We start from the raw sequence: 24,008 nt of genomic DNA, 5'->3' as shown, positions 1-24,008 counted from the left end.
ATTATAATGTTTTGAGAATTTAAACCAGGTAAAAGAAGGTAAATACGAATACCCAAACAAGATCTACAAAGTGCCAGTACAAACCGACTTTTTCGACCATTTCGTAGCTTCCTCTTTTATCGTAAAAACCTGTCGCAGAACGGAAGAAGATCAGAATGTTCAGGATAACACCACTAAATACGTGGGTTCCGTGGAAACCTGTGATAAAGAAGAAGAAGTCAGCAAATGCAGGAGGACCGTACTGGTTCTCTGTCAGGTTCGCCCCGAAAATCGTTTTTTCAACCCATGAACCATCAACCAGAACTTTCATCACACTGCCCGACTCTGTTCCGTGAATAAAGTGGGTCCATTCCCAAGCCTGGCAACCCAGGAAGGTAAATCCTCCAAGAATTGTCCAAAGCATGTATTTTTCAACATTGGCCCTGTCCATCCGGTGTCCCGCTTCTACGGCCAATACCATGGTTACGCTACTTGCAATCAGGATGAATGTCATGATACCCACAAACACAAGCGGGAGCGAGATACCATGCAGGAAAGGAACTGACTCATACACCTTTTCAGGGATCGGCCAGTAAACATTTGAAAATGTAAAATCTGCTGCTTTACCCGCAAAAGAGGGAAAGCTGAAACGGGCTGTGCCGTATGCCACCAGCAAGGCGGAGAAAGTGAAGGTATCTGAGATGAGGAAAAACCACATCATCAGTTTTCCGTAACTCGCTTTCATAGGCTCAATACCCCCCAACCACATTTTGGGTTCTATCGCGCCAGGTGTTGTTACATTTGCAGCCATTGAAAAAACATTAATTAAAAGTCAATAAAAAAACAAAAAGGTATAACCAAAGTATATCAAGGAAATGCCAGTAAGTCACGCAGATCTGAATTCGTCTCAGGTTTTTCGCATGGACCCGCAATTTAAACGCAGCTGCCCAGGAGTAAAGCAAAACGATCAGTCCACTGATAATGTGAAAACCGTGCAAGCCGGTAAACACATAAAAAAACGAACCAGATGGGTTTCCAACGAAATAAACATTCATGTCAACCAGCTGCTTCCACCCTTCAAACTGCATCCAAAGGAATGCCAGACCCAGTACAAAAGTAATAGAAATTGCAATTTTCAATTGGTTAAACAGATCTTTTTTTGCCGCAAAATACGCCCACTGCATGGCCGCACTACTGATTACCAGCACCGCTGTGCTGTACCAGAAAATACGCGGCATTTCAAATTCCAACCAGTTGCCCTCTGCCCTGCGAACCAAGTAAGCACTCGACTGGGAAGCAAACAACATAATAATGCTAACCAAAAATAGCCAAAGAATAAACTTTGACGGATCCATCGCCAATGTGGCTTTGGGTTCTTCTATATTTAATTTATACTGCTGAACATTTTCCATTTCTCAACGAATTTCATTTTCACAATTTATCCAACAAAAAAGCGATCTGCACAATCGGCAAATATATAAATGAGCCGAACATCAGCTGCCGCGCCGTTTTATCTGTACAGGTGCGCATGAGGTGCAATGTTTGGGCCAAAAACAAAACGCCGAAAACGGTAGCGATGAATGCTGAGTTGATACCCGTCATACCTAATTTATACGGCAACCATCCAATCGGCAGCAAAAACAATGTATAGATCATGATCCGGAAAGTCGTATCAAGATCCTTCAAACCATTTGCCGGCAACAATTTAAATCCAGCTCTTTTGTAATCTTCATCCAAAACCCATGCAATCGCCCAGAAATGTGGGAACTGCCAGAAGAACTGAATTGCAAAGAGAATCCCAGGTTCCAAACCAAAATGATTTGTAGCCGCAACCCACCCGATCATCGGAGGAAATGCACCTGGAAATGCGCCAACGAATACTGCGATGGGGCCAACTCTTTTTAATGGTGTATAAACAAATCCGTAAAGAACCAATGAAAGCAAAGAAACAAGCCCTGTGCTAAGATTGAATCTGGTAATGAAAATCGTAAGTGACATTATTCCCAGAAACGCCGCCCATATCGCTGCCTGCTCCACCGTGATTCTTCCGCTGGGTAACGGTCGGGAAGCGGTTCTTTTCATCAATTTATCATAATCCTTTTCCAGGATTTGATTAATGATGTTTGCTGCGCCGGTTATTCCAATGGATGCGATGATAAAGAATACCAAATCGCTCGTCTGTACATTATTTGAACCCAGACAGTATCCCATGGCTCCTGAAAAAGCAATTAAAGACGCTAATCTGAATTTTAGCAATTCAAACAAAATGCCTAGTTTCTCTCTGATCCCCGCCGCTGCTAAATCCTTCTGTGCTGATATCATTCTTAATTAATTTCTATTCTAAACCGCCGGCTGTACAATAGCCGGATATTTGAGATATTTATTTCCGTTGACAATCAGCCAAACTAAAAACTGCAAACCGATCATCAGGATCGCAAATGTTAAATGCAGTGGCTGGGCGAAAGGCGGTACTCCAAGATAGGCCATCAATATGCCGGTACAAAGTTCTGCGATTAATACGGCAAAACATGCCAGTGAAATCTTTCCAGCCACCGTCGCCCCAACTTCAGACTTGGCAATACTCCGGTTCCAGTATACATTGAAACCAAAAATGATCAGTGAAAATGACCTGTGGACGTAAAACTTGATTCCGAGTTCGTCAATCCAATTATTTCTGGCCTCGTAACCTAATCTCTTGATCACCTCGTCCATCACCTCTCTGACCTGCGTTCCGAGCAGTATCTGAAACAGAGACAGGCTCATTACGATCAATCCTATGTTACTCAGAAATCTTCTCTTTTCTTCTGAGACTTTAATCACTTTTCTTGATAATGCTGATCTTGCGAAAAGATAAAGCAACATCATCACGATTACGATGGCCAAAAGCATGTGCAATGTTACCACAACGGGCGCCAGCTCAAACGAAACTACTTTTGCACCCAACCAACCCTGAAATCCTACGAGTAAGAAAGCGGCCAGGCTGTAAAAAAAGATTTTCTTGTTTTGCGACTTCAAAAATGGAATGGAAGCCAGCAGAGTGAAGAAAATCATGATCCCGGTAAATGCCCCAAGAAGACGATTAACGTATTCGGTCCACGTTTTTATGGGATTGAATATTACCTCTCCCTTTAACTTCGCCCCGTAAAGTTCCTTATAATTTGCTGGTAACTGTGATGCCTCAGTCGGAGGTATCCACCTTCCAAAACATTTCGGCCAGTCGGGGCATCCCATTCCTGCTCCGGTGCTCCTTACTACCCCACCCGCAATAATCAGAAAATAGAGCGTAATGACAGTATTTAAAGCCAACCGTCGAAACCGGCGGTTGGCTTTGGAATCAGTGGGCGGTATTGAACTGATCATTGAAGTTTTGAGACTCAATCACTTTTTCCGTCGCGATCAACTCGTTCTCGTGAGGGAAGTTAGACTCAAGCGTTTGAGAATATGGAATATTTTGCGGGATAAAATCCTCTTTTGCACCTGGCTTGCTGTAATCGTAAGACCAGCGATAAACCGCGGGAATTTCCCCAACCCAGTTTCCGTGACCAGGATTAATTGGCGCTGTCCATTCCAAGGTGTTAGATCTCCATGGATTTTGCGGCGCTTTTTTACCTTTGAAAATGCTGTAAAAGAAATTCCAAAGGAAGATGAACTGTGCCAGGAATGAAAGTATCGCAGCGATTGATATGAACATGTTCATGTCCATGAACTTATGCGTGAAATCGTAGCTCGTAAACTGGTAGTAACGGCGTGGGAAACCAGCAATACCCACGTAGTGCATCGGGATAAATACCAGGTAGATACCGACAAACGTAAACCAGAAGTGTATCTGCCCCAATGTGGTGTTCATCATTCTACCGAACATTTTAGGGAACCAGTGGTAAACCCCGGCAAAAAGTCCGAATGCTGACGCCGCACCCATTACAAGGTGAAAGTGAGCAACAACAAAGTAAGTATCGTGTAACTGAATGTCCAGCGCACTGTTACCCAAAATGATACCTGTTAGCCCACCAGAAACGAAGAGTGATACAAGACCGATCGAGAACAACATACCCGGCGTGAAAACAATGTTTCCTTTCCAGAGTGTCGTGATGTAGTTAAATCCTTTTACTGCCGAAGGTACTGCAATGATCAATGTTAGGAACATGAATACCGATCCTAGGAAAGGATTCATACCTGTCACAAACATATGGTGAGCCCATACGATGAAGGCAAGGAATGCGATACCTAGCATGGAAGCAATCATCGCACGGTAACCAAAAATAGGCTTGCGTGAGTTTGTTGCGATTACTTCTGACGTAATACCAAGTCCTGGCAAAAGAACGATGTAAACTTCCGGGTGTCCAAGGAACCAGAAAAGGTGTTGAAACAAAATCGGGCTACCTCCCACATTCGGCAATGCTTCACCATTGATATAAATATCAGACAGATAAAAACTTGTACCGAAATGACGGTCAAAAATCAGAAGAAGAACTGACGAGAAAAGTACCGGGAAAGAGATCAAACCGAGAACGGCAGTGATCAAAAATGACCAGATCGTCAATGGAAGTTTGTCGAAAGACATTCCACGTGTTCTCAGGTTAATAACGGTTGTAATGTAGTTGATACCTCCCAACAACTGAGACACAATAAACAATGCCATACTTGCCAGCCAGAGCGTCATACCCATTCCCGATCCAGGATGAGCTTGCGGTAGTGCACTAAGAGGCGGATAAATTACCCAACCACCAGCCGCGGGTCCGTTTTGCAAGAAAAGAGAAGCAAACATGATGACGCTGGCAAGAAAGAAGAACCAGTAAGACAACATATTCATGAAACCCGATGCCATATCACGCGCACCGATTTGCAATGGAATCAAGAAATTACTAAATGTTCCACTCAAACCCGCGGTCAATACAAAGAACACCATGATAGTTCCGTGCATGGTAACTAGCGCGAGGTAGAAGTTAGGATCCAGTTTTCCAGAATCGCTAATCCAACCGCCTAGTATCGGTTTTAACCAGGACAGGTTAGAATCAGGCAAACCCAACTGGATGCGGAAGATTACGGACATGGAAATCCCTATAACCGCCCACATGATACCTGTAATCAGATACTGCTTAGCAATTACTTTGTGATCTTCACAAAATATATATTTCTGCCAAAAGTTTTGTGCTTCGTGGTGGTGCTCATGTTCCGCTTCGTGGTGTTGAGCTGTATCCAATCCTTCAATAGCTGACATATACTTTTACTGTATTTAAAATTATTAATTAGCGTAGACTAACACTTGCTCCTGCACTACCTGTTGCCTTCGATGAACTGTCAGCAGGCGTCGCAGCCTCTGCAGGTACATACTTCATAGCTTTGGCTTTCAAATTTTCAGGTACTCTTGCCAGATATTCCGGATAGGTCTGCAAGAAAGTAGCCTGCTCAGCGCACCATTTTTTATAGGACGCTTCGTCTTCCACGATCAACCTCATTTTCATTGAAAAGTGACCTTGCCCACAAACTTCTGTACAAGCAATTTCATAGTCAAATTTAGGATTGTTAAGCTCTGAGCGCATGTCAGATGTTGTCTTGTCCGGCACAAACCAGAATTTAGTCGGCATACCTGGAACCGCATCCATTTTAACCCTCATGTGAGGAATAAAAACGCTGTGCAAAACATCACGTGCACGGATCTTTAACAGAACCGGGCGACCAACCGGAATGTGCATTTCACTTGGGTTGGTAAAATCGTCAAATGAATTTTCATCCGACAAATCGATACCTACCTCATTTTGCGCGTCAATCAATTTATAGTTATAGTTACCCAATTTGTTATCATGAACACCTGAATAACGAACAATCCAGTTAAACTGCTTTCCAGTAATCTCGATTACTTCTGCATCCCGTGGCGCCTCTGATGTAATATCCGACCATGCTTTCCATCCTGTAAATACAAGTAAGGCCATGACAATTGCAGGAATGATCGTCCAGATCAATTCCAGCTTGTGATTTTCAGGATAAAAAGAAGCTCTGTGATCTTTCTTGTGCTGATATTTCCAGGCAAAGAAGAAAATAAGAAAGTTTACCAGGATAAATGGAATGGTAAGAATTCCCATTGAAAACCAAAACAGGTCATCGGTTCTTCTTCCATGAATTGAAGATGCCTCTGGTAGAAAGAATTCACGTGCGTGAAGGTATGACCATGTAATCGCTACTGCGCCTATCAGCAACACCACGATAAACATCGCACCATTAACCTTGTTGCCACTTGTGTAGCTGTGATCCGAATCAGACTTATTGATATCTTTAAGTACGTTCTGTAATCTGGAAACCACGATACCTGTGAGAACCACGAAAACAAGAGCAACTATTGCGATTAAAATATACATGATAATAGACTGGTTTTCCAATTAGGCAATATCGTGATGCAATGACTCCTCCAACATAGGGTGATTTCTCGGGATCAGATTCGCTTTTTCCAGTTGCGATGCAACTGAATAAGTAAATGCGCAAAGAAAGATCACAAAGAAACCCCACTCCAACGGTCCAAGTTCAGCAGCAGCACCTACCGATCCCGGCATAATGTTGGTGTAGAAATCCATGTAGTGACCGATAATAACACTCCAGCAAGCCACTTTCAAAATTGAATGTGTGAATTTGGCATCGCGGGTCATTAACACAAGAAACGGAAAGAAGAAATTCAGGAACAAGGTGATAAAGAATGGCGCTTTAAAAAATCCGCCATGCCCTCTGAATCTTTCAAGGAAATAAATAGTCTCTTCCGGAAGGTTAGCATAGTAAATCAGCAAGAACTGAGCAAACCATACATAAGTCCAGAAAATACTGAAAGCAAAAACAAACTTACCCAAATCACGCAAGTGGCTAGAATTCACCGCCCTTAAATAACCTCTCTCTCGTAACATGACAACCGTCAATGTGATCACGGCTAAACCAGCCACGTGCCAGCTAGCTAGCGTATACCATCCGAACATAGTACTGAACCAATGCGTATCAATTGACATGACAAAATCCCATGCAGATGTAGATGAAGTAACCCCAAACACAACCAAAAACGCAGTACCAAAACGGATCGACTTCTCATAAAACTCTGTGCCACCAATTTCATCTTCTTGCAAAGACAAATTGCGGATCACTCTCCATAAGCCATACCAAACAGCGAAGTAAATGACAAGTCTGGCTACAAAGAAAGGTGTATTCAAATAGCCTCTTTTTCCAGCGATAATTTTGTCATACTCAGCACTGCCTACTTCGTAAAGGCCCTCATGTGTCCAGTGAAATAAATCGTGACCGCCCAGGAAGAATGTAATCAATAATATTGCGCCGGTAAACGGAAGAAATGCTGGCATTGCTTCAGGAATCCTTTTGAAAACTGCCGACCATCCAGCCTGAGCCAGATAGTTGTAAGAAATAAAGAACATTCCAACCACCGAGATACCCGTAAAATAGACACCATTCACCCAAAGGTTCGCCCAGATTCTTGCCACCCAGCTCTTAGCGTGATGACCTTCCGCCGCAGCCGCAGCTTCGTGTCCGCTGGCAGCATGTTCCGGAGTTGCGTGTGCCAATGCACTTGCGGCATGTTCTGCTCCATGCGATGCAGCTTCATGACCACCTCCATTTGCTGCCAGGTAAGCTCCGAGAACTACCAGAGCTAGTCCAATACCACCGCCAATGAGTAAATTTCTTTTAGCCCCCGATGTAAATTCAAACCGTTCTTCAATAGAAGGAATCGAATGTGCTGATGCCATTATTAAATTTTATTTCTCTGTTATCAAAAATGTATTTAAGCGCCTTTCTGCAATTTCTGCACGTAACGCACGATCTTCCACCGCTCCTCAGGATTAATTTGCGAACCGTGAGGCCACATACGGGCTTTTCCGTACGTGATGACGTGAAAAATATGACCTTCATTCAGGTTCTTGTAAGCATCACTGGCATAATTCGGAACACCCTTATACATCGCGCCAACCTTACCGTCACCTGCACCAGTTGCGCCATGGCAATGCTCGCAATATCTGTCGTATAAAACTTTTCCCTCAGCTGTTACTTGTTCATTTACAGGAAGCGGGTTTTTAAGCACTCTTTCCGAAACAGAAATACTATCAGCCGGTATGTTATACACCATCAAATCAACTTGTGCGGAATCTGACTCGCCGAATGAAGTCTTGTAATTTCTTCTTGCAACTGTACCTGCAACCGGCAATCTCATCGTCAAACCCATCGGGTTAATCGGATTCGCCTTTTCCTGCTTGTACGGTTCGTAACCTACCGGCAGATACATGTTGGGAGCATACTCTTTTCCAGGATTACTTGGGTCCTTTTTACAACTACTGACAGTAGTAAGGATGATAGCAGCAACGATCAGATATCTATTTAAACTTTTAAATTTCATTGTCTAAACTCCATTAAAATTGTTTAACGTTGACCTCCTCCGCACCGCTGTCTCTCAATGCTCTCGTGATATCCTCTTCGGTCATCGAGTTTCTTCCCAGATCAATCGCCATCACAAACTTGTTGTCAGTCGAGCGAACGTCAAATCTAGGATGAAAATGCGTACCGGGTCCGAGTCCATTTGAAATAAAGAAGGTAGTCGCCATCCCGAATGCAGTAAAAAGTACTGTCAACTCAAAAGTGATAGGAATGTAGTTCGGAATGGAGATTGGGTCTTTACCACCAATAATCATTGGCCAGTCAATCCCCATCGTCCAGATCATCAATGTTAAAGCGCAGCAGCAACCTGTTACACCAAACATAAATGCGGCAATACCGATTCTTGTTCTGGGATGACCTAGTGCTTCGTCCATTCCGTGGATTGGGAATGGTGAATACACCTCTTTGATCTTCACTCCTGCCTTTCTTAGCCTTGGTACCGCGTGAAGGACAGTATCGTCATCGTCATAAACTCCGACTAAATATTTACCAGATAATTCTGCCATACTACTACTAAATTAATATCTGTAAGTCCGCTTTTGGTTATTCTTTATCCTTGTCGTACGCTGGTTGCGCCGTACCACGCTGTCTTACTTTCGCAACACCAGCAATTTTCGCAGGCATTTGCGCAGAGGTCGACCTGAGTACTGCTTTTACCTCCGCCATATTTACAACAGGCAGATATTTCGAGAACAGAAGGAACAATGTGAAGAATAACCCAAAGGAGAAAATGTAATCACCAATGTCAAAACGTGTAGGAGAGAACATCGCCCAGCTGGATGGAATGTAGTCACGGTGAAGAGAAGTCACGATAATTACAAAGCGCTCAAACCACATACCAATGTTTACAACCACTGAAATGAAGAAGGTGAAGGTGATGCTGCGACGCAATTTTCTTGACCAGAAAAGCTGCGGAGAAATTACGTTACAAGTCATCATCGCCCAGTATGCCCACCAGTAAGGTCCTGTCATACGGTTGAAGAATGCATAATATTCGTACTCAACACCACCGTACCACGCAATAAAGAACTCAGTGATATAAGCCACACCCACAACAGAACCAGTCAGGGTAATTACTTTATTCATCGTTTCAATGTGTTCCAGCGTAATGTAGTCTTCCAGTTTGTAAACCACACGTGTGATCAGCATCAGATTCTGCACCATCGCGAATCCGGAGAAAATCGCACCCGCAACGAAGTATGGAGGGAAGATAGTAGTGTGCCATCCCGGAATGACCGAGGTAGCAAAGTCCATACTTACAATGGTGTGTACCGAAAGTACAAGCGGTGTAGAAAGACCGGCAAGGATTAAGCTGATGTATTCGTATCTAGCCCAGGTCTTAGCTGAACCATCCCAGCCCATTGCAAATGTTCCATACATGAAGCGGGAAATGTTGCTGGTAGCACGGTCACGAATTGTTGCAAGGTCAGGGATCAAACCAATGTACCAGAATACAAGGGATACCGAGAAATATGTACTGATCGCAAAAACGTCCCAAACAAGCGGGGAATTGAAGTTTACCCAAAGAGAACCAAAAACGTTTGGCAAAGGCAATGCCCAATATGCCATCCAGGGACGGCCCATGTGCATCAGGATGAAAGATGCAGCGCAGAGTACCGCAAAAATGGTCATCGCCTCAGCAGCACGGTTAATAGATGTTCTCCATTTTTGGCGGAACAGCAACAAGATCGCCGAGATCAATGTACCAGCGTGACCGATACCCACCCACCAAACGAAGTTGGTAATGTCCCAGGCCCAGCCCACTGTTTTATTCAACCCCCAAACTCCGAGGCCTTCCCACCAGGTCCATGCAAGGCAGACTGATCCATAAGCCAACACCAAAAGGGAGATACCGAAAGCGATTTTCCACTCCTTGGTTGGAGCACCTTCCACATGGCGGCAAATATCTTCCGTTACGTCTGCGTACGTTTTCCCACCCTGAATCAGCGGTTCTCTTACAGGTGAAGTAACATGCATATTACTATTAATTTATAATGATTTAATCTTCAAAACTCTCGTTACTAGCAACTTATGCGTGCTCTTTTTCAACTTCTTTGGCGGCAGCTGCATCCTTATTACGAACCTTGGTAAGGTAAGAAATCTGCGGACGAACATTGATTTCTTCCAGCATGTGGAACGCGCGTCCTTCTCTTTCTACTTCAAGCAATTTCGAAATTCTGCTTTCAGGATCATTCATGTCGCCAAAAGTAATAGCGTCTGTTGGGCAAGAAGATGCACAAGCTACATTTACTTCTCCGTCGACAATCCGTCTTCTTTCCTTTTTCGCAGTCAGTTTGGCATCCTGAATTCTATGCACGCACATCGAGCATTTTTCGATAACCCCTCTTGAACGTACCGTTACATCCGGGTTAATGACCATTTTTCCAAGGTCATTATTGAATGCGTAGTCAAAATTGTCGTTATCAAAATATTTGAACCAGTTGAAGCGACGTACTTTATAAGGACAGTTATTTGCACAATATCTTGTACCAACACAGCGGTTATAAGTCATTTGGTTCAAACCTTCCGAACTGTGGGTAGTCGCCAATACTGGGCATACCGTTTCGCAAGGAGCATTATTACAATGCTGGCAAAGCATTGGCTGGAATGTAATTTCCGGATTTTCCGAAGCAATTTCCAAACCACGTAAATCTTCTACATCTGCATCACTGCTGTAATAGCGGTCGATACGCAGCCAGTGCATTTCGCGGGAATTGATAATTTCCTGACGACCTACAACAGGAATATTGTTTTCATTCTGGCAGCTGATCACACATGAGCCACAGCCGAAGCACGTGTTCAGGTCAATCACCATACCCCATGAGTGGTTTTTGTATTTGTGACCGTTCCAAAGAGACAGGTCAGTTGCTTCTACTTCACCTTCGGAAGTCTGGATTTTCGGAATGAAACGTCCCGCCAAAGGATCCTTCTGGAAGTGAGCCAGTACAGTTTCCTGCAAAACTGACTTACGGTTCATCACCGTATTATGTGTCTGGGTCTGAGCGATCTCCCGGGTAGCACCTGTCTTGGACAATGTTACTTCACCTGGCGTAAAGTTCAGGAAGCCGTCAGTAAATGACGCGAACGGGAACATGTTCTTACCAACACCATTTGCAGACTTACCTGCTTTCTCGCGGCCAAAACCTATCGCAACTGCAACGGTTCCTTGTGCAAGACCTGGCTGAACAATCACAGGTAACTCAACAGATTTTCCTTTCAGATCAATCTTGACAACATCGCCCTGCGCCAAACCAAGTTCGGTGGCCGTTTTCTGCGATACACCCGCGTGGTTATCCCAGCAAGCTTTTGTAATCGGATCAGGGTTTTCCTGCAACCATGGATTGTTGGCAGCAAAACCAGTACCTAATCCTACATTCTCAAAAATCGCCAGTTCAAGACCGGATGAAGAAGCTTTATATTTTTTAGCAATACCAGCAGCGGCAGCAGGAAGATTACCGGCGAATGTTGCACCGCCACCCGTCGCGGAAGTTGCAGCTACGTCAAATACGCCATCATGCAGCGATTTAACCCAGAACTTTTCAAAATCACCTCCGGCACTCTGAGGATAGATATTTTTTCTCCAATATGCTTTTACGTATTCATGATAATCCGCCGATGCACCTGCCCACTTTAAAAGTGTGGCCTGCGCCTGACGTGTACTGAATATCAAGCTGATTGCTGGCTGGATTAAGCTATAAGATCCCGCAACTGGCTCCGCATCACCCCATGATTCGAGGTAATGCGGCGCTGGAAGAATGTATTTCAAAAGGGAAGAAGTTTCATCGGGGCGATCGTTGAAAGATACGCTTAATGAAACCTGTGGCAATGCAGCAGCGAGTTCGGCACCGCGTGGGTGATCATAAACCGGATTTGCACCCCACAAAATCAATGCAGAAACTTTGCCACCTTTGATCTCGTCGATCAACTGGTTGGTAGCGATATCATTACCCTGGCGATAGTTAGCCGGTTTATCCAGATTGATTGTTGAACCGTAACTTCCAAGCAAGCTGTTCAGCGCATTCACAACAACTTGTACCGAAGGATCATTGATACCCGATACAACAAGCGCCTGTCCTTTCGCAGCAACTAGTTCCGCTGCAGCTTTGTCCAAATTCGGAACATTCAATGATGCAGTTGCAACAGATGCCCCGCCAAGTTTCGCTGCCACTTTGTTATAAAGTGCTGCCGCAACTAAGCCAATTTGTGAAGGTTTTACAGCAGTGCGGTAGTCAGCATTTGCACCAGTCAGAGACAATGTAGATTCAAACTGGTAAAGACGGGACATTTCTTTTTTGCCGTCTTTCTCGCTGCTCACCCGGCGCGTTTCTGCAAATTGTTTCGAGAAAGTGTCAGGAGCAAGCCATGTTCCCAGGAAATCACCGTCAATACCGACAACAACTTTCGCTTTGCTGAAATCGTAAGAAGGGATAACTGCTTTGCCAAATGATAACTCATTGGCTTTTACGATCGCATAAGAAGAATTAGCATCGTAAACCACGTGCGAAGTGGTAGGATATTTTGCTGTAAAGTCAGCAATTACCGCCTTGGTCGACGGGCTTAATATTGTGGAAGTTAGGATACGAATTGCTCCGCCTCTTGATGCAATCTGACCCAGCTGGTCGCCGATTTCTTTATCAACAACTTCCCAGCTAACTTTTGTATCATTTCCTTTCTTAGGCCCTTTCAATTTCTCATTGTCATACAAGCCGAGCAACGAAGCATGTGCCCGGGAGCTCACACCATAAGAAATTTTTGAAAGGGAATTACTTTCTATTTTAATAGGTCGGCCTTCACGGGTTTTTACCAGAATACTTGCGTAATCTCCGCCTTCTGCATAAGTAGATGCGTACCAGTTGGCAATCGTAGGAAACTCACCTTCGGGTTTATTCACATAAGGTATCGCCTTTTTTACCGGCGTTTCACAAGCTGCAAGAGAAACCGCAGCCATCCCGAATCCAAGCACTTTCAAAAAATCACGGCGATGCGTACCAACGCCGTCCACCAAACTTTCGTATTGGTTTTCAGTTGGTGCGACTCCAAACTCAGAACTTGCTTCTTTTACAAACTTCTCATCATTCCGCAGCTCTTCAAGTCCCCGCCAGTATCTTTTATTGGTATTTTCCATAAAACTATTCAATACAAATGAGTTGTATCAGGTATTTTTTTGATTAATAGTGGCATTTAGAACATTCCAACCCACCTATATCAGCAACTTTCAATGCTTCCTTGCTTTCGCCAGCGTGCAATTGTACCAACTTATCGTAGTACTTATTGTCTTTGGTATTAACCTCCGTTTTGCGGTGACAGTCAATACACCATCCCATAGTTAAGGATGAACGTTGCTGGATCACCTCCATCTTTTCAACCTCACCGTGGCAGTTCTGGCATTCCAGCCCGCCTACATTCACGTGTTGGGCGTGGTTAAAGTAAGCCAGATCAGGAAGGTTGTGAACCCGCACCCATTCAATCGGCTGATTGTTCTCAATAGAAGTATAGATTTTCTGAATTTCAGGAGATTCCTTCTTGATGACGCCGTGGCAGTTCATACAAATGTTCGCAGAAGGAATGTGTGCCGACTTACCGCGGTTAACACCGGTGTGGCAATAGTTACAGTCGATTTTGTATTCGCCTGCATGCAATTTGTGTGAAAACGAAATCGGTTGCTTTGGAGCATAACCTTGCTGAACACCAACACTATAAGCACCATCCAATGTTGCTTTTAAAACCAGCAGAACGAATATCCACATCGTAGCAGATCTGATCGCCGGGTCGGCTGAAATTCTTTTTAAAGAATTGCCAAGGCTTGTCATGAAATCTGGTTTCGCAGCATCCGTCGTTTCTCCGCTTACTGCTTTGCTTAGCAATGTCACGATCACTACCAAAACACCCAGAACAAGCAGCATAACAACTACAAGCGCTACAAGAACAATCATGAAAAGATCTGATGGACCTTCTCCTTTTGAATCACCACTTGCAGCGGCACCACCTCCACCCGCTGGTGCGGCAGCAGCAGGAGCCGCAGTAGAAGCTTTGTCGATATAAGCAAAAATGCCTTTGATATCATCGTCAGACAAGTTTGGGAAACTTGTCATTTGAGCCTTTGAATACTCGTTGTAGATTTTTACTGCGTAAGGATCTCCCGAAGCAATCACTGCTTGTGAGTTACGTACCCATTTGGTAAGCCAGGCGAAGTCGTGGCGGCTGCTGGCACCTTTAAGACCAGGACCAACTACACGTTCGTCGGTTGGGGAGTGACATTGCGCACAGTTGTTTTTGAAGAGTGCTTCTCCCTTGGCTGCGTCACCACCGCCAGCCGGAGCAGCAGCAGCGCCACCTGCGGCGGCCGTGCTATCTTGTGCAGAAACTAAATTTGGCAGGCTTAATAATACAGCTACGAGAATAGCTATAAAGATTTTTGAGCAACTTAAGTAGGAACAAAATTTAGCGTCCGTACGGAATGATATATTCATAATCAACTATTCATTATTCTTCAGCAGACAAAACTAGTTCACGATTTTTTATCCACAAAAGTATTTAGGGGATATTTTGTACCACCATCTTATTTATAATTTGTCTAATTTATAGGTTAAAATGCGATTAAAGTCACGAGCAATATTATGTTGATTTTCAAACATTTAACAAAAAAAATACCATTTTCTGAACCCTAAACCGGAATTCATCAAATGGTATTTTTTAACTAATTTTTTGTGCCTGAAATCCTTCGGATGTATGGCAATATTGGGGAGGTTCCGAGCGGATTCGAACCGCTGTACGAGGTTTTGCAGACCTCTGCCTAGCCACTCGGCCACGGAACCAAAATGAATAGCTGCCTGCCGTCGGGCCGACAGCTATTCCGGGTGCAAAAGTACCAAAAATTGGCTACGATGCACTTACTTTATCTTACTTTTTACCTTTTTTTTCACTCTCTTCCATCTGTTCTTTCAAAGCAGACAGAACGCTCAGGTCACCAAATGTTGATTTCTCAACATCTTTTGGCGCTGGCTCAGAAGCTGCACTCTTGGTATTGGAAGGTTTGGATTTCTCCTCTTTCTTCTCTTCTGCCGCAGGCGCGCTCTTCGCTACTTTTGAGTGAGTCAGAACGATTTTCTTCTCGTCTTTCAGGAATTCAAGTACAGTGAAGTCAAGGCTTTCACCTACTTCCGCCAATGTACCGTCTTCTTTCGCCAGGTTTTTGATAGCCGCTACACCTTCAATTCCGTAAGGAAGCTCCAATGTTGCAAACTTATCACCTTTCGCTACGATTGTACATTTATGTACCGATCCAACTTCAAAGATCGATTCGAATGTATCCCAAGGATTTTCTTCGAGTTGTTTGTGACCAAGAGCCAGACGACGGTTGTCAGCGTCCAGTTCAAGAACAACAACTTCCAGCTCGTCATTTACTTTTACGAAATCAGAAGGATGCTTGATTTTCTTAGTCCATGAAAGGTCAGAAACGTGAACCAAACCGTCGATACCTTCTTCCAGTTCAATGAACAAACCGAAGTTGGTCAGATTGCGAACCACGCCTTTGTGACGTGTACCGATCGCATATTTTTCTTTCAGAGAACCCTGAGTCCAAGGATCTTCTGTCAATTGCTTGATACCAAGAGACATTTTGCGCTCCTGACGGTCCAGAGTCAATACAACCGCGCTGATCTCGTCGTTTACATTCATAAACTCCTGAGGATTGCGCAGGTGCTGAGACCATGACATTTCAGAAACGTGGATCAAACCTTCAACACCTGGTTTGATTTCAAGGAAAGCGCCGTAATCAGCAACATTCACAATGCGGCCGGTTACTTTTGAGCCAACCTGAATTTCTTCTGCCAGAGAATCCCATGGATGTGACTGCAGTTGTTTCAAACCAAGAGAAATACGTTTTTTCTCCTCGTCGAAATCCAGAACCACCACATTGAGTTTCTGATCCAGTGAAAGCAGGTCTGATGGGTGGTTGATACGTCCCCATGAAATATCTGTGATGTGCAAAAGACCATCCACGCCACCCAAATCGATGAATACACCGAAGTTGGTCATGTTTTTGATCACACCTTCCAGTACCTGACCTTTTTCAAGGTTGTTCAGGATTTGCTGACGTTGTGCTTCAAGATCTTTCTCGATCAGTATTTTGTGAGAAACGACTACGTTATCATTTGCGTAATTGATTTTCACAACCTTCACTTCCATACGTTTTCCAACGAAAATATCGAAGTCGCGGATTGGTTTCACATCAATTTGTGAACCTGGCAAGAACGCCTCGATACCAAATATATCAACGATCAAACCACCTTTGGTTCTTCTCTTCACATTTGCATCGATCACAACATCCTCATCGAATGATTTCTGAATGTTATCCCATGCAGTAATAACTTTTGCTTTCTTGCGTGAAAGAACAAGCTGACCTTGCGCATCTTCCTGGTTTTCCACGTAAACTTCCACTTCGTCGCCAATTTTCATTCCTGGCAGATCGCGGAATTCATTAGATGAAACGATACCATCGGATTTGAAACCGATATTCAGGATCACTTCACGGTCTGTAATACCTACTACAACACCTTTAACTACTTCTTTCTCAGATACAGGAGAAATGGTAGTCTCATACATTTGCTCCAAACGATCACGGTCCGCCGAAGAATATCCGGTTCCAAAACCTTTGTCAGCTGCTTTATCCCAATCGAAATCAGGAAGTGGTTGATTTTCTTTTTCCTTAGACATAAATAGGAATTATCGCTCTTAAAGGTACATCAGCTCCCGAGCTAAATAGCTGAAAATTAGTTAAACAAGTATTTTTTGAGAAATCAGAGCGCAAAAGTACGTGTTTTGAAGATTATTTCCGCTAGGACAGGAAAATTTTATTCCAAATGAGAGGGGAAGGAAATTCCTTTGCAAGAATGAATTTCTTGCAGGAAGTGGCAGAAAGCCGTAGAATGTTAGTATGCTCGTTCTTTGGCACCAAGGTATGGAAGCCACTCGTCGTCAGCCAAACCCGAAAAATCTCTGATAAACATTAAGAACGATGGCCGGAAAGGTCTCTGTCTCAGCGGCATATCAATCTCTTCCGGTGTGTGATCTCCTTTTCTTGAATTACATCTTTTACATGCAGTCGCCAGATTGTCCCACGTCGTCTTTCCACCTCGCGATTTTGGAATAACATGGTCCAGGGTCAGGTTATCATGTGTTCCGCAATACTGGCAGCGGTTGCCGTCCCGCTTGAAAAGATTTTGCCGGGTCATAACCACTCCCTTATATGGAATGTGAATGTAGCGGTTGAGGCGAATGACCACCGGCATGGGATACTGATCGTTGACCGTGCGCAGATAATGCTGCGGCGATTCGGCCAACATTTCAGCCTTGTTCATATAGACTAACAAAAATGCTTTCGGAACTGTGCAAACACTTAACGCGCTGTAATCTTGATTAAGAACCAGTACTTTACCCATGAGCCCTTGAGGTAGTTAGTTCCGACAATATAGCAATTTTTTACCATAACCGTCAATAGTTGGCCCGGTCAGTTTCGCGCTTAATGTCCTTTTCCTTAATCGATTCCCGCTTATCGTAGAGCTTCTTACCTTTGGCCAGGGCAATGTGCAATTTAGCCAGTCCACGGTCGCTGGTGAAGAGGCGTACCGGGATGATCGTGAGCCCCTGATCTTTCAATCCCTCTATCAGTTTACGCCGCTCTCTTTTCGTGATCAGCAGTTTCCGGTCACGCATCGGCTCGTGATTGTAATGTGTTCCCTCTGTATAGGGCGAAATGTGCAGGCTGCGGATGTAAAGCTCGTCATCCATAAAAAGACAATAAGCGTCCTGAAAATTGACTTTTCCCTGTCTTATCGATTTAATCTCGGTTCCCATCAGGGCCATTCCGGCAGTAAACTCTTCCAGGAAAAAATATTCGAAGGAAGCACGCCTGTTCTTTATATCTACTTTTTTAACTATTTTTTCAGACATATCAATGTAAAAAGGGCTCAAAATTAACCTTTTGTTAAAACTATACCAACATGAGCAGGAGGGTATGCGCACCTAGGATTCGACCAAAAGAGGGCTGGAAAATAAGCGGGATTACGGATACGCTGAGAAAAGAGGGATGCAGGTAGCGTCAGAATTTTACCATTTGCTTCCAGGTACCTTTCATACGATTGTACTTAATGGTGCTGGGCAGGGCTTTCCACCAATATTTATTCATTTCAACTGCAAATGAGGGCTGCATATAGCAATTGATCGCGCATCCTTCACAAGCCGGAAGCCGGCCTTCCAAGGCTACCAACTTTTGTACCTCATCTGAATGATATAAGTCAAACAACTGGCCATCAATCGGAAAATCCTTCAAACCCAAATGATAGCAGGGCAAAACGAGCTTATTTTCCGGAGAAATAACAATTGTCGTACTCGCTGCTTTACATACCGGATCATCGACGCGGTTGCCACCATCCAGTCTCAGCTGTACAAATGCTTCATTCAGATACACATTTTTCTGCTTCGCCCACCACAACAATTCATTCAAAGCCTCTTTCGAAAGATTTGAGCCAACATTGTTGTACTCAAAAACTGGATTTAAAATCAAGACCAGATTATTTGGCAGACATACTTCCTCCCACAACTGCCTGATGTGATGAATGTTATTTTCAAAAACTGTAAAAATAATGTCGGGACGCTCTCCAAATGACCTGGCGATTTCGATCGATTCCATCACCTTATCAAAACATTTCACCCCACGCGACTTATCATGCTCTTCCTGATCAGGAGAATCCAGTGAAAAATGCAGCATATCGATCAGGCCGCGCAGTTTCTCCGCCTGCTTGGGATAAAGTAAACCGTTACTAGTGACGGTCGTAATCATGCCGTGCGCCTTCGCTTCACGCAAAAGTACGTCCAACTGCCGGTGCAGCAGCGGCTCGCCGCCGGTGAAATCAATCACCTTAACTCCCAGCTTTTTGAGGTCTCTTAAATTTTCGCGAAGATTTTCAACGGTAATGTATGGCGAGGGCTTTTCCCAGATATCACAGAAACTGCATGAAGCATTGCAACGATAAGTTACATAGTAATTACACAGGACCGGATGGGAAACCAGGCGCATATCAGCGAAGCATGGTGAGCAGACTTGTTAATTTATCTTTCAGGTCTTTTCTGTCAACAATAAAATCGAGGAAGCCATGTTCCAAAACGAATTCCGCACTCTGAAAACCTTTTGGCAAATCCTTTCCAATTGTTTCACGGATTACCCGCGGGCCTGCAAATCCGATCAACGCTTCGGGCTCCGAAATGTTGAAATCGCCCAACATCGCGAAAGAAGCCGTAACACCACCCGTGGTTGGGTCCGTCAGTAATGATATGTACGGAAGTTTAGCCTCTGACAGCTGCGCCAGGCGGGCAGAAGTTTTCGCCATCTGCATTAATGAAAATCCCGCTTCCATCATTCGCGCACCACCCGATTTGGAAATCATCAGGAAAGGAATTTTATGCTCGATGGCGTAAGTAATTGCGCGCGCGATTTTTTCACCGACAACCGAACCCATCGAACCGCCGATGAAATTGAAATCCATACAAGCAATCACCAGGTCCAGCTCATTCATTTTTCCATGACCTGTCCGTACCGCATCTTTCAATCCGGTTTTGGCCATCGTTGATTTAATACGGTCGGGATATGCCTTTGTATCAACAAAATGAAGAGGATCTCCGGAAGTCAGATTTTCGTCCAGCTCTATAAATTCATTATCATCAAAAAGCAGGTCAAAATAAACATCTGAACCCACTTTTTCATGGTAGTTGCAGTGTGGGCAAGTGAATGCATTCTGCTTATGTTCCCTGGTAGGACTAATTTTCTTGCAATTTGGACACTGATACCATAAACCGTCAGGCGCTTCGCGCTTCATTTCCGTCGGCGTATTGATACCTTTCTCTTTCCGAATAAACCAGGACATATTTTTATGTGGGTTAATATCTTGATAAAGACTTGAACGTTAAGTAATTATCTCGTTTCCATGATGAATAAGAGCATCAAATATAACAATAAATGTTCGGTATCATGAAAACCAGCGCATGCCGGATACATTGTGCCACCGCTTTTATCCCGACCAGCTCCTGCCATTTGAACAATTTTGACGATAAATTGTTACTAAAACAATTCAATTTCAACCCGGCCGGACGCCAGGTACAAGTTATCCTCACAAATTAATGACCAAAGACACTTCTCCGATCGTGATTATAGTTGGTACAAACCGTCCCAATTCCATGTCGCGACGAATAGCCGAATATTACCAGGAAATCCTCACCCAGCACCAGGCATCCAGCATTATTCTCGATCTTGTGAATCTGCCGCACGATTTTACGGTTTCCGCATTGTATGAAAATACCGGCAAAAACGAAGAATTTAACAACCTGAAATCGCTGCTCGAACAGACTGATAAGTTTGTATTTATCGTCCCGGAATATAATGGTTCTTATCCCGGCGTGCTGAAAGCATTTATTGATGGCCTGCCTTACCCGAATAGCTTCGCGAATAAAAAAGCAGCTTTGGTGGGACTTTCTTCCAACATGCAGGGTGCTGCCATCGCTTTAAGCCATTTAAATGATGTATTCAGTTACCTGGGTATGAATACATTAGCATTGCGGGTGAAACTGGGACAGATACGCTCACATTACCGCGAAAACGTGATTTCGAATACTTTATATAAAGAATTACTGGAAATCCAGGCTGGGCAGATCATTCACTTTTAGTGATTGCCTCAAAACGAAAAAAGGGAGCATCTGCTCCCTTTTTTCGTTTTTATCTCAACCAATGTTGTTCCATTTCCGTGGCGGGCATTGTCGGCTTTTTCCAAAGCTCTACCCGGCTGCGTCGGTAAGCCGGCCCTTCCAGATCAGCCATTTTTACCTGCTTATCCCTGAAAGCATTTACCATAATCCCAATCCGCTCCGATTCCTCATCCGCCCAGTCCCTGTTATCTTCCGACTCCGTCAATGTGTTGTTCAGCTTCTCAAATCCACTAGTAACAACAGGTTCATCTTCCAGAACAATGTCTGCATGGCCAGTTGGCGTAGCTTCTTCCAGTTCCGACGTCATTTCCAGTTCTCTCAAAACTTCCGGCTCAGGGATTGTCTGCATGAAGTTGCCTGTAACGTAGGGATCTTCTGCTTTTACTTCAAAAGAGCGGTTTAGTTTCGTTCCCGGGATGGGCGACTCCACGCTATCAAAACCTGCCGCAACAATGGTTACCCGCAGTTTGTCGCTCAAAGATTCATCGGTGATCGTTCCCAGCTTGAACATTCGGGCTTCGCCTCCCACTTGTGAAAGTACGTAACTCCAAATCTCGCGCTGCTCTTTCATCGTCGCCTCTTTCTTCTTGCTTGTGGCAAGGGTTACCAGGATACGTTTTGCACCTCTGATATCGCGGTCATTCAGCAGCGGTGAGTCCAGTGCTTCCTTGATAGCAGTCTGCGCCCGATCAGAACCCGTCGACTCAGAAGTACCCATCACTGATTGACCGGCACCTTTCAATACTTTTTCTACGTCTTTGAAATCCGTGTTAATGTTACCGCTGGTGGTAATGATTTCAGAAATACTTTTTACTGCATTCAGCAAAATGCCATCCGCCTGGGCAAAAGCCTGCGTGATGGTCATATCTTCAAAAAGTTCTTCCAGCTTATCATTCAAGACCACTAGAACCGTATCGCAATATTTTTTCAGCTGCTCAATACCTTCCAGCGCCTGCTCTTTTTTATCAAGTCCTTCCCAGGTATAAGGGGCCGTCACTACGGCTACGGTCAGTTTCCCCATTTCCCGTGCAAGCTGCGCGATTACCGGCGCTGCTCCGGTTCCGGTACCACCACCCATACCAGCGGTGATAAAAACCATTTGCGTTGAACCGCCCAGCAAACCCTTAATCTCTTCAATCGTTTCCAGTGCAGCTTCCTTACCTTTCACAGCATCCGTACCTGCTCCCAACCCCTGGGTTAAGGTAGCGCCAAGTTGGATTTTCACCGGCACCGGACTTTTAGCAAGAGACTGTCTGTCGGTGTTACAAACAGCAAATTCTACGTCTGTAATCTTATTTTCAAACATATAATTGACAGCATTACTGCCGCCACCGCCCACGCCAATGACTTTAATGATCGCAGGCTCACCTTCCCTGCCGCCATGTGGCTGGTCCTTTACTATCTCATTTACAATGTAATCCTGGTCTAAAGATTGCAACAAGCTTGTGTTCATAATTCCCGGGGTTGAGTTTGTGTAACTTCTGCTGTGAGCTTTTAATAGTCTCCCAAACTGTCGTCTTTCTTACCAATGATACTGTTAAAACTATCCCAAAATGTAGGCGTCTTTTTGATGGGCTGCTCCTTCGGTTCTTTCGGTTTTTCGCGCTGGATTACAGTGGTAGTAGCCGCTGCCGTAGCAGGTTTACAAACCGATTTCACCCGAGAGTCGATGGACCGGAAACCCGCGATTGCGAGACCGATTGCCGTGCTGTAAGAAGAATTGCTCACTGCTTCTGCCTTCGCTGTTCTTTCCAGATTCTCTGGATATCCTACGCGCACCGACATGTCAGTCACTTTTTCGAACAAAGCTTCAATGTCTTCAATGTTGGCAGAGCCGCCTGTCAGGACCATTCCGCCGATTAATTTATCCAGATAACCCGATTCAATAATTTCGGCATACACCATCGCCGCGATCTCTTTCAATCTCGCTTCAATGATCAATGCAACGTTTTTCTTCAAAACAGGCTTAGGTGCTCTTCCCGTCAGAAAGTTCACCAGAATTTCAATGTTGAGTGGAACCTCGGAAGACAATGCTGAGCCGAATGTTCTTTTCAGCTGCTCCGCATTTTCATATTGAATCCCGCAGCCAATCGCAAGATCGCTGGTAATGTGCCGCCCGCCGATCGGAAATGTGGCAATGTGACGGATGATCCGGTCGTGGTAAATCACCAGATCCGTTGTATGGTCGCCGATATCGACCAGGGCGATACCCGCTTTTCTTTCATTATCTGTCAAAACCGCCAGGCCAGTAGCAAGCGGGCCGAAAACCATTTTATCACAACGCAAATTCTGGTCTGCGTCGGCAAGGCTTTTTTTGGTGCGGAGAATCGATTGATTATCTGCTGAAACGATTAAGAAATTACCGCCCAGCTTAATGCCCGTACGTCCAACCGGTTCACGGACGCCCATTGAATTATCTACTACAAATTCCATCGGAAGCACGTGCAGCACCTCGAAATTCGGCTCAATCCAGGCTCTGTACATATCGTCAACAAGCTGATCGACATCTCTTTGAGTAACTTCTTCACCGGAAGAAGCGGACTGCCTGATCACGCCGTCGCTCTGGGAACTTACCTTCACATGCGAGCCGCTGAAACTAACATTCACGACGCCAATATCCAGATCGGAGCGTGTTGAGGTTTCCTGCAAAGCTTCCCGGATCGCGCCGCCAACCTGTTTGATATTTTCAACAGATCCATTCACAACCGCCCCGGAAGGCATCGGAATTTCACTGAACCCCAATATCTCAATGTTGTTCTGGCGAGATCCCGAAGAGGTCCCCTGCGCTGCAACCACCGCAATCTTGGTACTACCTATATCTACTCCAACTACAATTTTATCGTGTGCCATGCTGATGG

The 24,008-nt window shown here is 44.5% G+C and carries 21 protein-coding genes and 1 tRNA gene; 2 read left to right on the top strand and 20 right to left on the bottom strand.

Annotated elements, in window-relative coordinates; all coding sequences use genetic code 11:
• Positions 1 to 19: 19 nt before the first annotated feature.
• The 18 genes from FEN17_RS25340 to accD all read right to left on the bottom strand — a co-directional run bounded on the left by FEN17_RS25340 (position 20) and on the right by accD (position 20,315).
• Positions 20 to 790 (bottom strand): cytochrome c oxidase subunit 3, encoded by a 771-nt coding sequence (locus tag FEN17_RS25340; protein WP_138368206.1) that lies wholly within the window; start codon positions 788 to 790, stop codon positions 20 to 22.
• 10 nt (positions 791 to 800) lie between these two features.
• Positions 801 to 1,391 carry a cytochrome c oxidase subunit 3 gene (locus FEN17_RS25335; protein ID WP_138368205.1) on the bottom strand — a complete coding sequence of 197 codons (591 nt, stop codon included), beginning with the start codon at positions 1,389 to 1,391 and terminating at the stop codon, positions 801 to 803.
• A 19-nt stretch (positions 1,392 to 1,410) separates the two neighbouring features.
• The gene (cyoE, locus tag FEN17_RS25330; RefSeq protein ID WP_171038003.1) at positions 1,411 to 2,301 is read right to left on the bottom strand and encodes a heme o synthase; all 891 of its coding nucleotides are present in this window, start codon (positions 2,299 to 2,301) and stop codon (positions 1,411 to 1,413) included.
• Positions 2,302 to 2,319: 18 nt separating this feature from the next.
• Positions 2,320 to 3,339 carry a COX15/CtaA family protein gene (locus tag FEN17_RS25325; RefSeq protein WP_138368204.1) on the bottom strand — a complete coding sequence of 340 codons (1,020 nt, stop codon included), beginning with the start codon at positions 3,337 to 3,339 and terminating at the stop codon, positions 2,320 to 2,322.
• A complete protein-coding gene (locus FEN17_RS25320; protein WP_138368203.1) occupies positions 3,314 to 5,197 on the bottom strand; it encodes a cytochrome c oxidase subunit I in 1,884 nt (627 codons plus the stop codon). Before FEN17_RS25320 ends, FEN17_RS25325 begins: the two co-directional genes overlap by 26 nt.
• A 28-nt stretch (positions 5,198 to 5,225) precedes the next feature.
• Complete coding sequence (locus FEN17_RS25315; RefSeq protein WP_138368202.1) at positions 5,226 to 6,332, bottom strand: cytochrome c oxidase subunit II; 1,107 nt, start codon at positions 6,330 to 6,332, stop codon at positions 5,226 to 5,228.
• A gap of 21 nt (positions 6,333 to 6,353) precedes the next feature.
• Complete coding sequence (locus tag FEN17_RS25310; protein ID WP_138368201.1) at positions 6,354 to 7,712, bottom strand: quinol:cytochrome C oxidoreductase; 1,359 nt, start codon at positions 7,710 to 7,712, stop codon at positions 6,354 to 6,356.
• Between the two features lie 35 nt (positions 7,713 to 7,747).
• Positions 7,748 to 8,356 (bottom strand): c-type cytochrome, encoded by a 609-nt coding sequence (locus tag FEN17_RS25305; RefSeq protein WP_138368200.1) that lies wholly within the window; start codon positions 8,354 to 8,356, stop codon positions 7,748 to 7,750.
• Positions 8,357 to 8,369: 13 nt separating this feature from the next.
• The gene (locus tag FEN17_RS25300; protein ID WP_138368199.1) at positions 8,370 to 8,900 is read right to left on the bottom strand and encodes a DUF3341 domain-containing protein; all 531 of its coding nucleotides are present in this window, start codon (positions 8,898 to 8,900) and stop codon (positions 8,370 to 8,372) included.
• A gap of 37 nt (positions 8,901 to 8,937) precedes the next feature.
• Complete coding sequence (gene nrfD, locus FEN17_RS25295; protein ID WP_138368198.1) at positions 8,938 to 10,371, bottom strand: NrfD/PsrC family molybdoenzyme membrane anchor subunit; 1,434 nt, start codon at positions 10,369 to 10,371, stop codon at positions 8,938 to 8,940.
• A 52-nt stretch (positions 10,372 to 10,423) separates the two neighbouring features.
• Entirely contained in the window at positions 10,424 to 13,519 is a 3,096-nt protein-coding gene (locus FEN17_RS25290; RefSeq protein ID WP_138368197.1) for a TAT-variant-translocated molybdopterin oxidoreductase, read from the bottom strand.
• 43 nt (positions 13,520 to 13,562) lie between these two features.
• Positions 13,563 to 14,864: a c-type cytochrome gene (locus FEN17_RS25285; RefSeq protein WP_138368196.1), complete on the bottom strand. Its 1,302-nt coding sequence runs from the start codon at positions 14,862 to 14,864 to the stop codon at positions 13,563 to 13,565.
• Positions 14,865 to 15,138: 274 nt separating this feature from the next.
• Positions 15,139 to 15,209: transfer RNA gene (locus FEN17_RS25280), tRNA-Cys, on the bottom strand.
• Between the two features lie 85 nt (positions 15,210 to 15,294).
• On the bottom strand, positions 15,295 to 17,109 hold the full coding sequence (gene rpsA, locus FEN17_RS25275; protein WP_138368195.1) for a 30S ribosomal protein S1: 1,815 nt from the start codon (positions 17,107 to 17,109) through the stop codon (positions 15,295 to 15,297).
• A gap of 215 nt (positions 17,110 to 17,324) precedes the next feature.
• Positions 17,325 to 17,834: an HNH endonuclease gene (locus FEN17_RS25270; protein ID WP_138368194.1), complete on the bottom strand. Its 510-nt coding sequence runs from the start codon at positions 17,832 to 17,834 to the stop codon at positions 17,325 to 17,327.
• Positions 17,835 to 17,886: 52 nt separating this feature from the next.
• Positions 17,887 to 18,345: an SsrA-binding protein SmpB gene (gene smpB / locus FEN17_RS25265; RefSeq protein WP_138368193.1), complete on the bottom strand. Its 459-nt coding sequence runs from the start codon at positions 18,343 to 18,345 to the stop codon at positions 17,887 to 17,889.
• A 148-nt stretch (positions 18,346 to 18,493) separates the two neighbouring features.
• A complete protein-coding gene (locus FEN17_RS25260) occupies positions 18,494 to 19,471 on the bottom strand; it encodes a radical SAM protein (protein ID WP_138368192.1) in 978 nt (325 codons plus the stop codon).
• 1 nt (position 19,472) lies between these two features.
• On the bottom strand, positions 19,473 to 20,315 hold the full coding sequence (gene accD, locus FEN17_RS25255; RefSeq protein ID WP_138368191.1) for an acetyl-CoA carboxylase, carboxyltransferase subunit beta: 843 nt from the start codon (positions 20,313 to 20,315) through the stop codon (positions 19,473 to 19,475).
• A gap of 104 nt (positions 20,316 to 20,419) precedes the next feature.
• Here accD and FEN17_RS27370 point away from each other — a divergent pair, with 104 nt between their 5' ends.
• Both FEN17_RS27370 and FEN17_RS25250 read left to right on the top strand, forming a co-directional pair.
• On the top strand, positions 20,420 to 20,569 hold the full coding sequence (locus FEN17_RS27370) for a hypothetical protein (RefSeq protein ID WP_171038002.1): 150 nt from the start codon (positions 20,420 to 20,422) through the stop codon (positions 20,567 to 20,569).
• Positions 20,569 to 21,111: an NADPH-dependent FMN reductase gene (locus FEN17_RS25250; RefSeq protein WP_138368190.1), complete on the top strand. Its 543-nt coding sequence runs from the start codon at positions 20,569 to 20,571 to the stop codon at positions 21,109 to 21,111. Before FEN17_RS27370 ends, FEN17_RS25250 begins: the two co-directional genes overlap by 1 nt.
• Positions 21,112 to 21,160: 49 nt before the next feature.
• On the opposite strand, the gene ftsZ is transcribed toward FEN17_RS25250, so the two are convergent.
• The gene (gene ftsZ, locus FEN17_RS25245) at positions 21,161 to 22,603 is read right to left on the bottom strand and encodes a cell division protein FtsZ (protein ID WP_138368189.1); all 1,443 of its coding nucleotides are present in this window, start codon (positions 22,601 to 22,603) and stop codon (positions 21,161 to 21,163) included.
• 41 nt (positions 22,604 to 22,644) lie between these two features.
• Positions 22,645 to 24,000 (bottom strand): cell division protein FtsA, encoded by a 1,356-nt coding sequence (ftsA, locus tag FEN17_RS25240; RefSeq protein ID WP_138368188.1) that lies wholly within the window; start codon positions 23,998 to 24,000, stop codon positions 22,645 to 22,647.
• Between the last annotated feature and the right edge of the window lie 8 nt (positions 24,001 to 24,008).

Source organism: Dyadobacter luticola (genome assembly GCF_005860805.1).
Lineage (GTDB): Bacteria > Bacteroidota > Bacteroidia > Cytophagales > Spirosomataceae > Dyadobacter > Dyadobacter luticola.
Note: the sequence above shows the minus strand (reverse complement) of the source record. Positions and strands in the feature narration are given on the sequence as shown.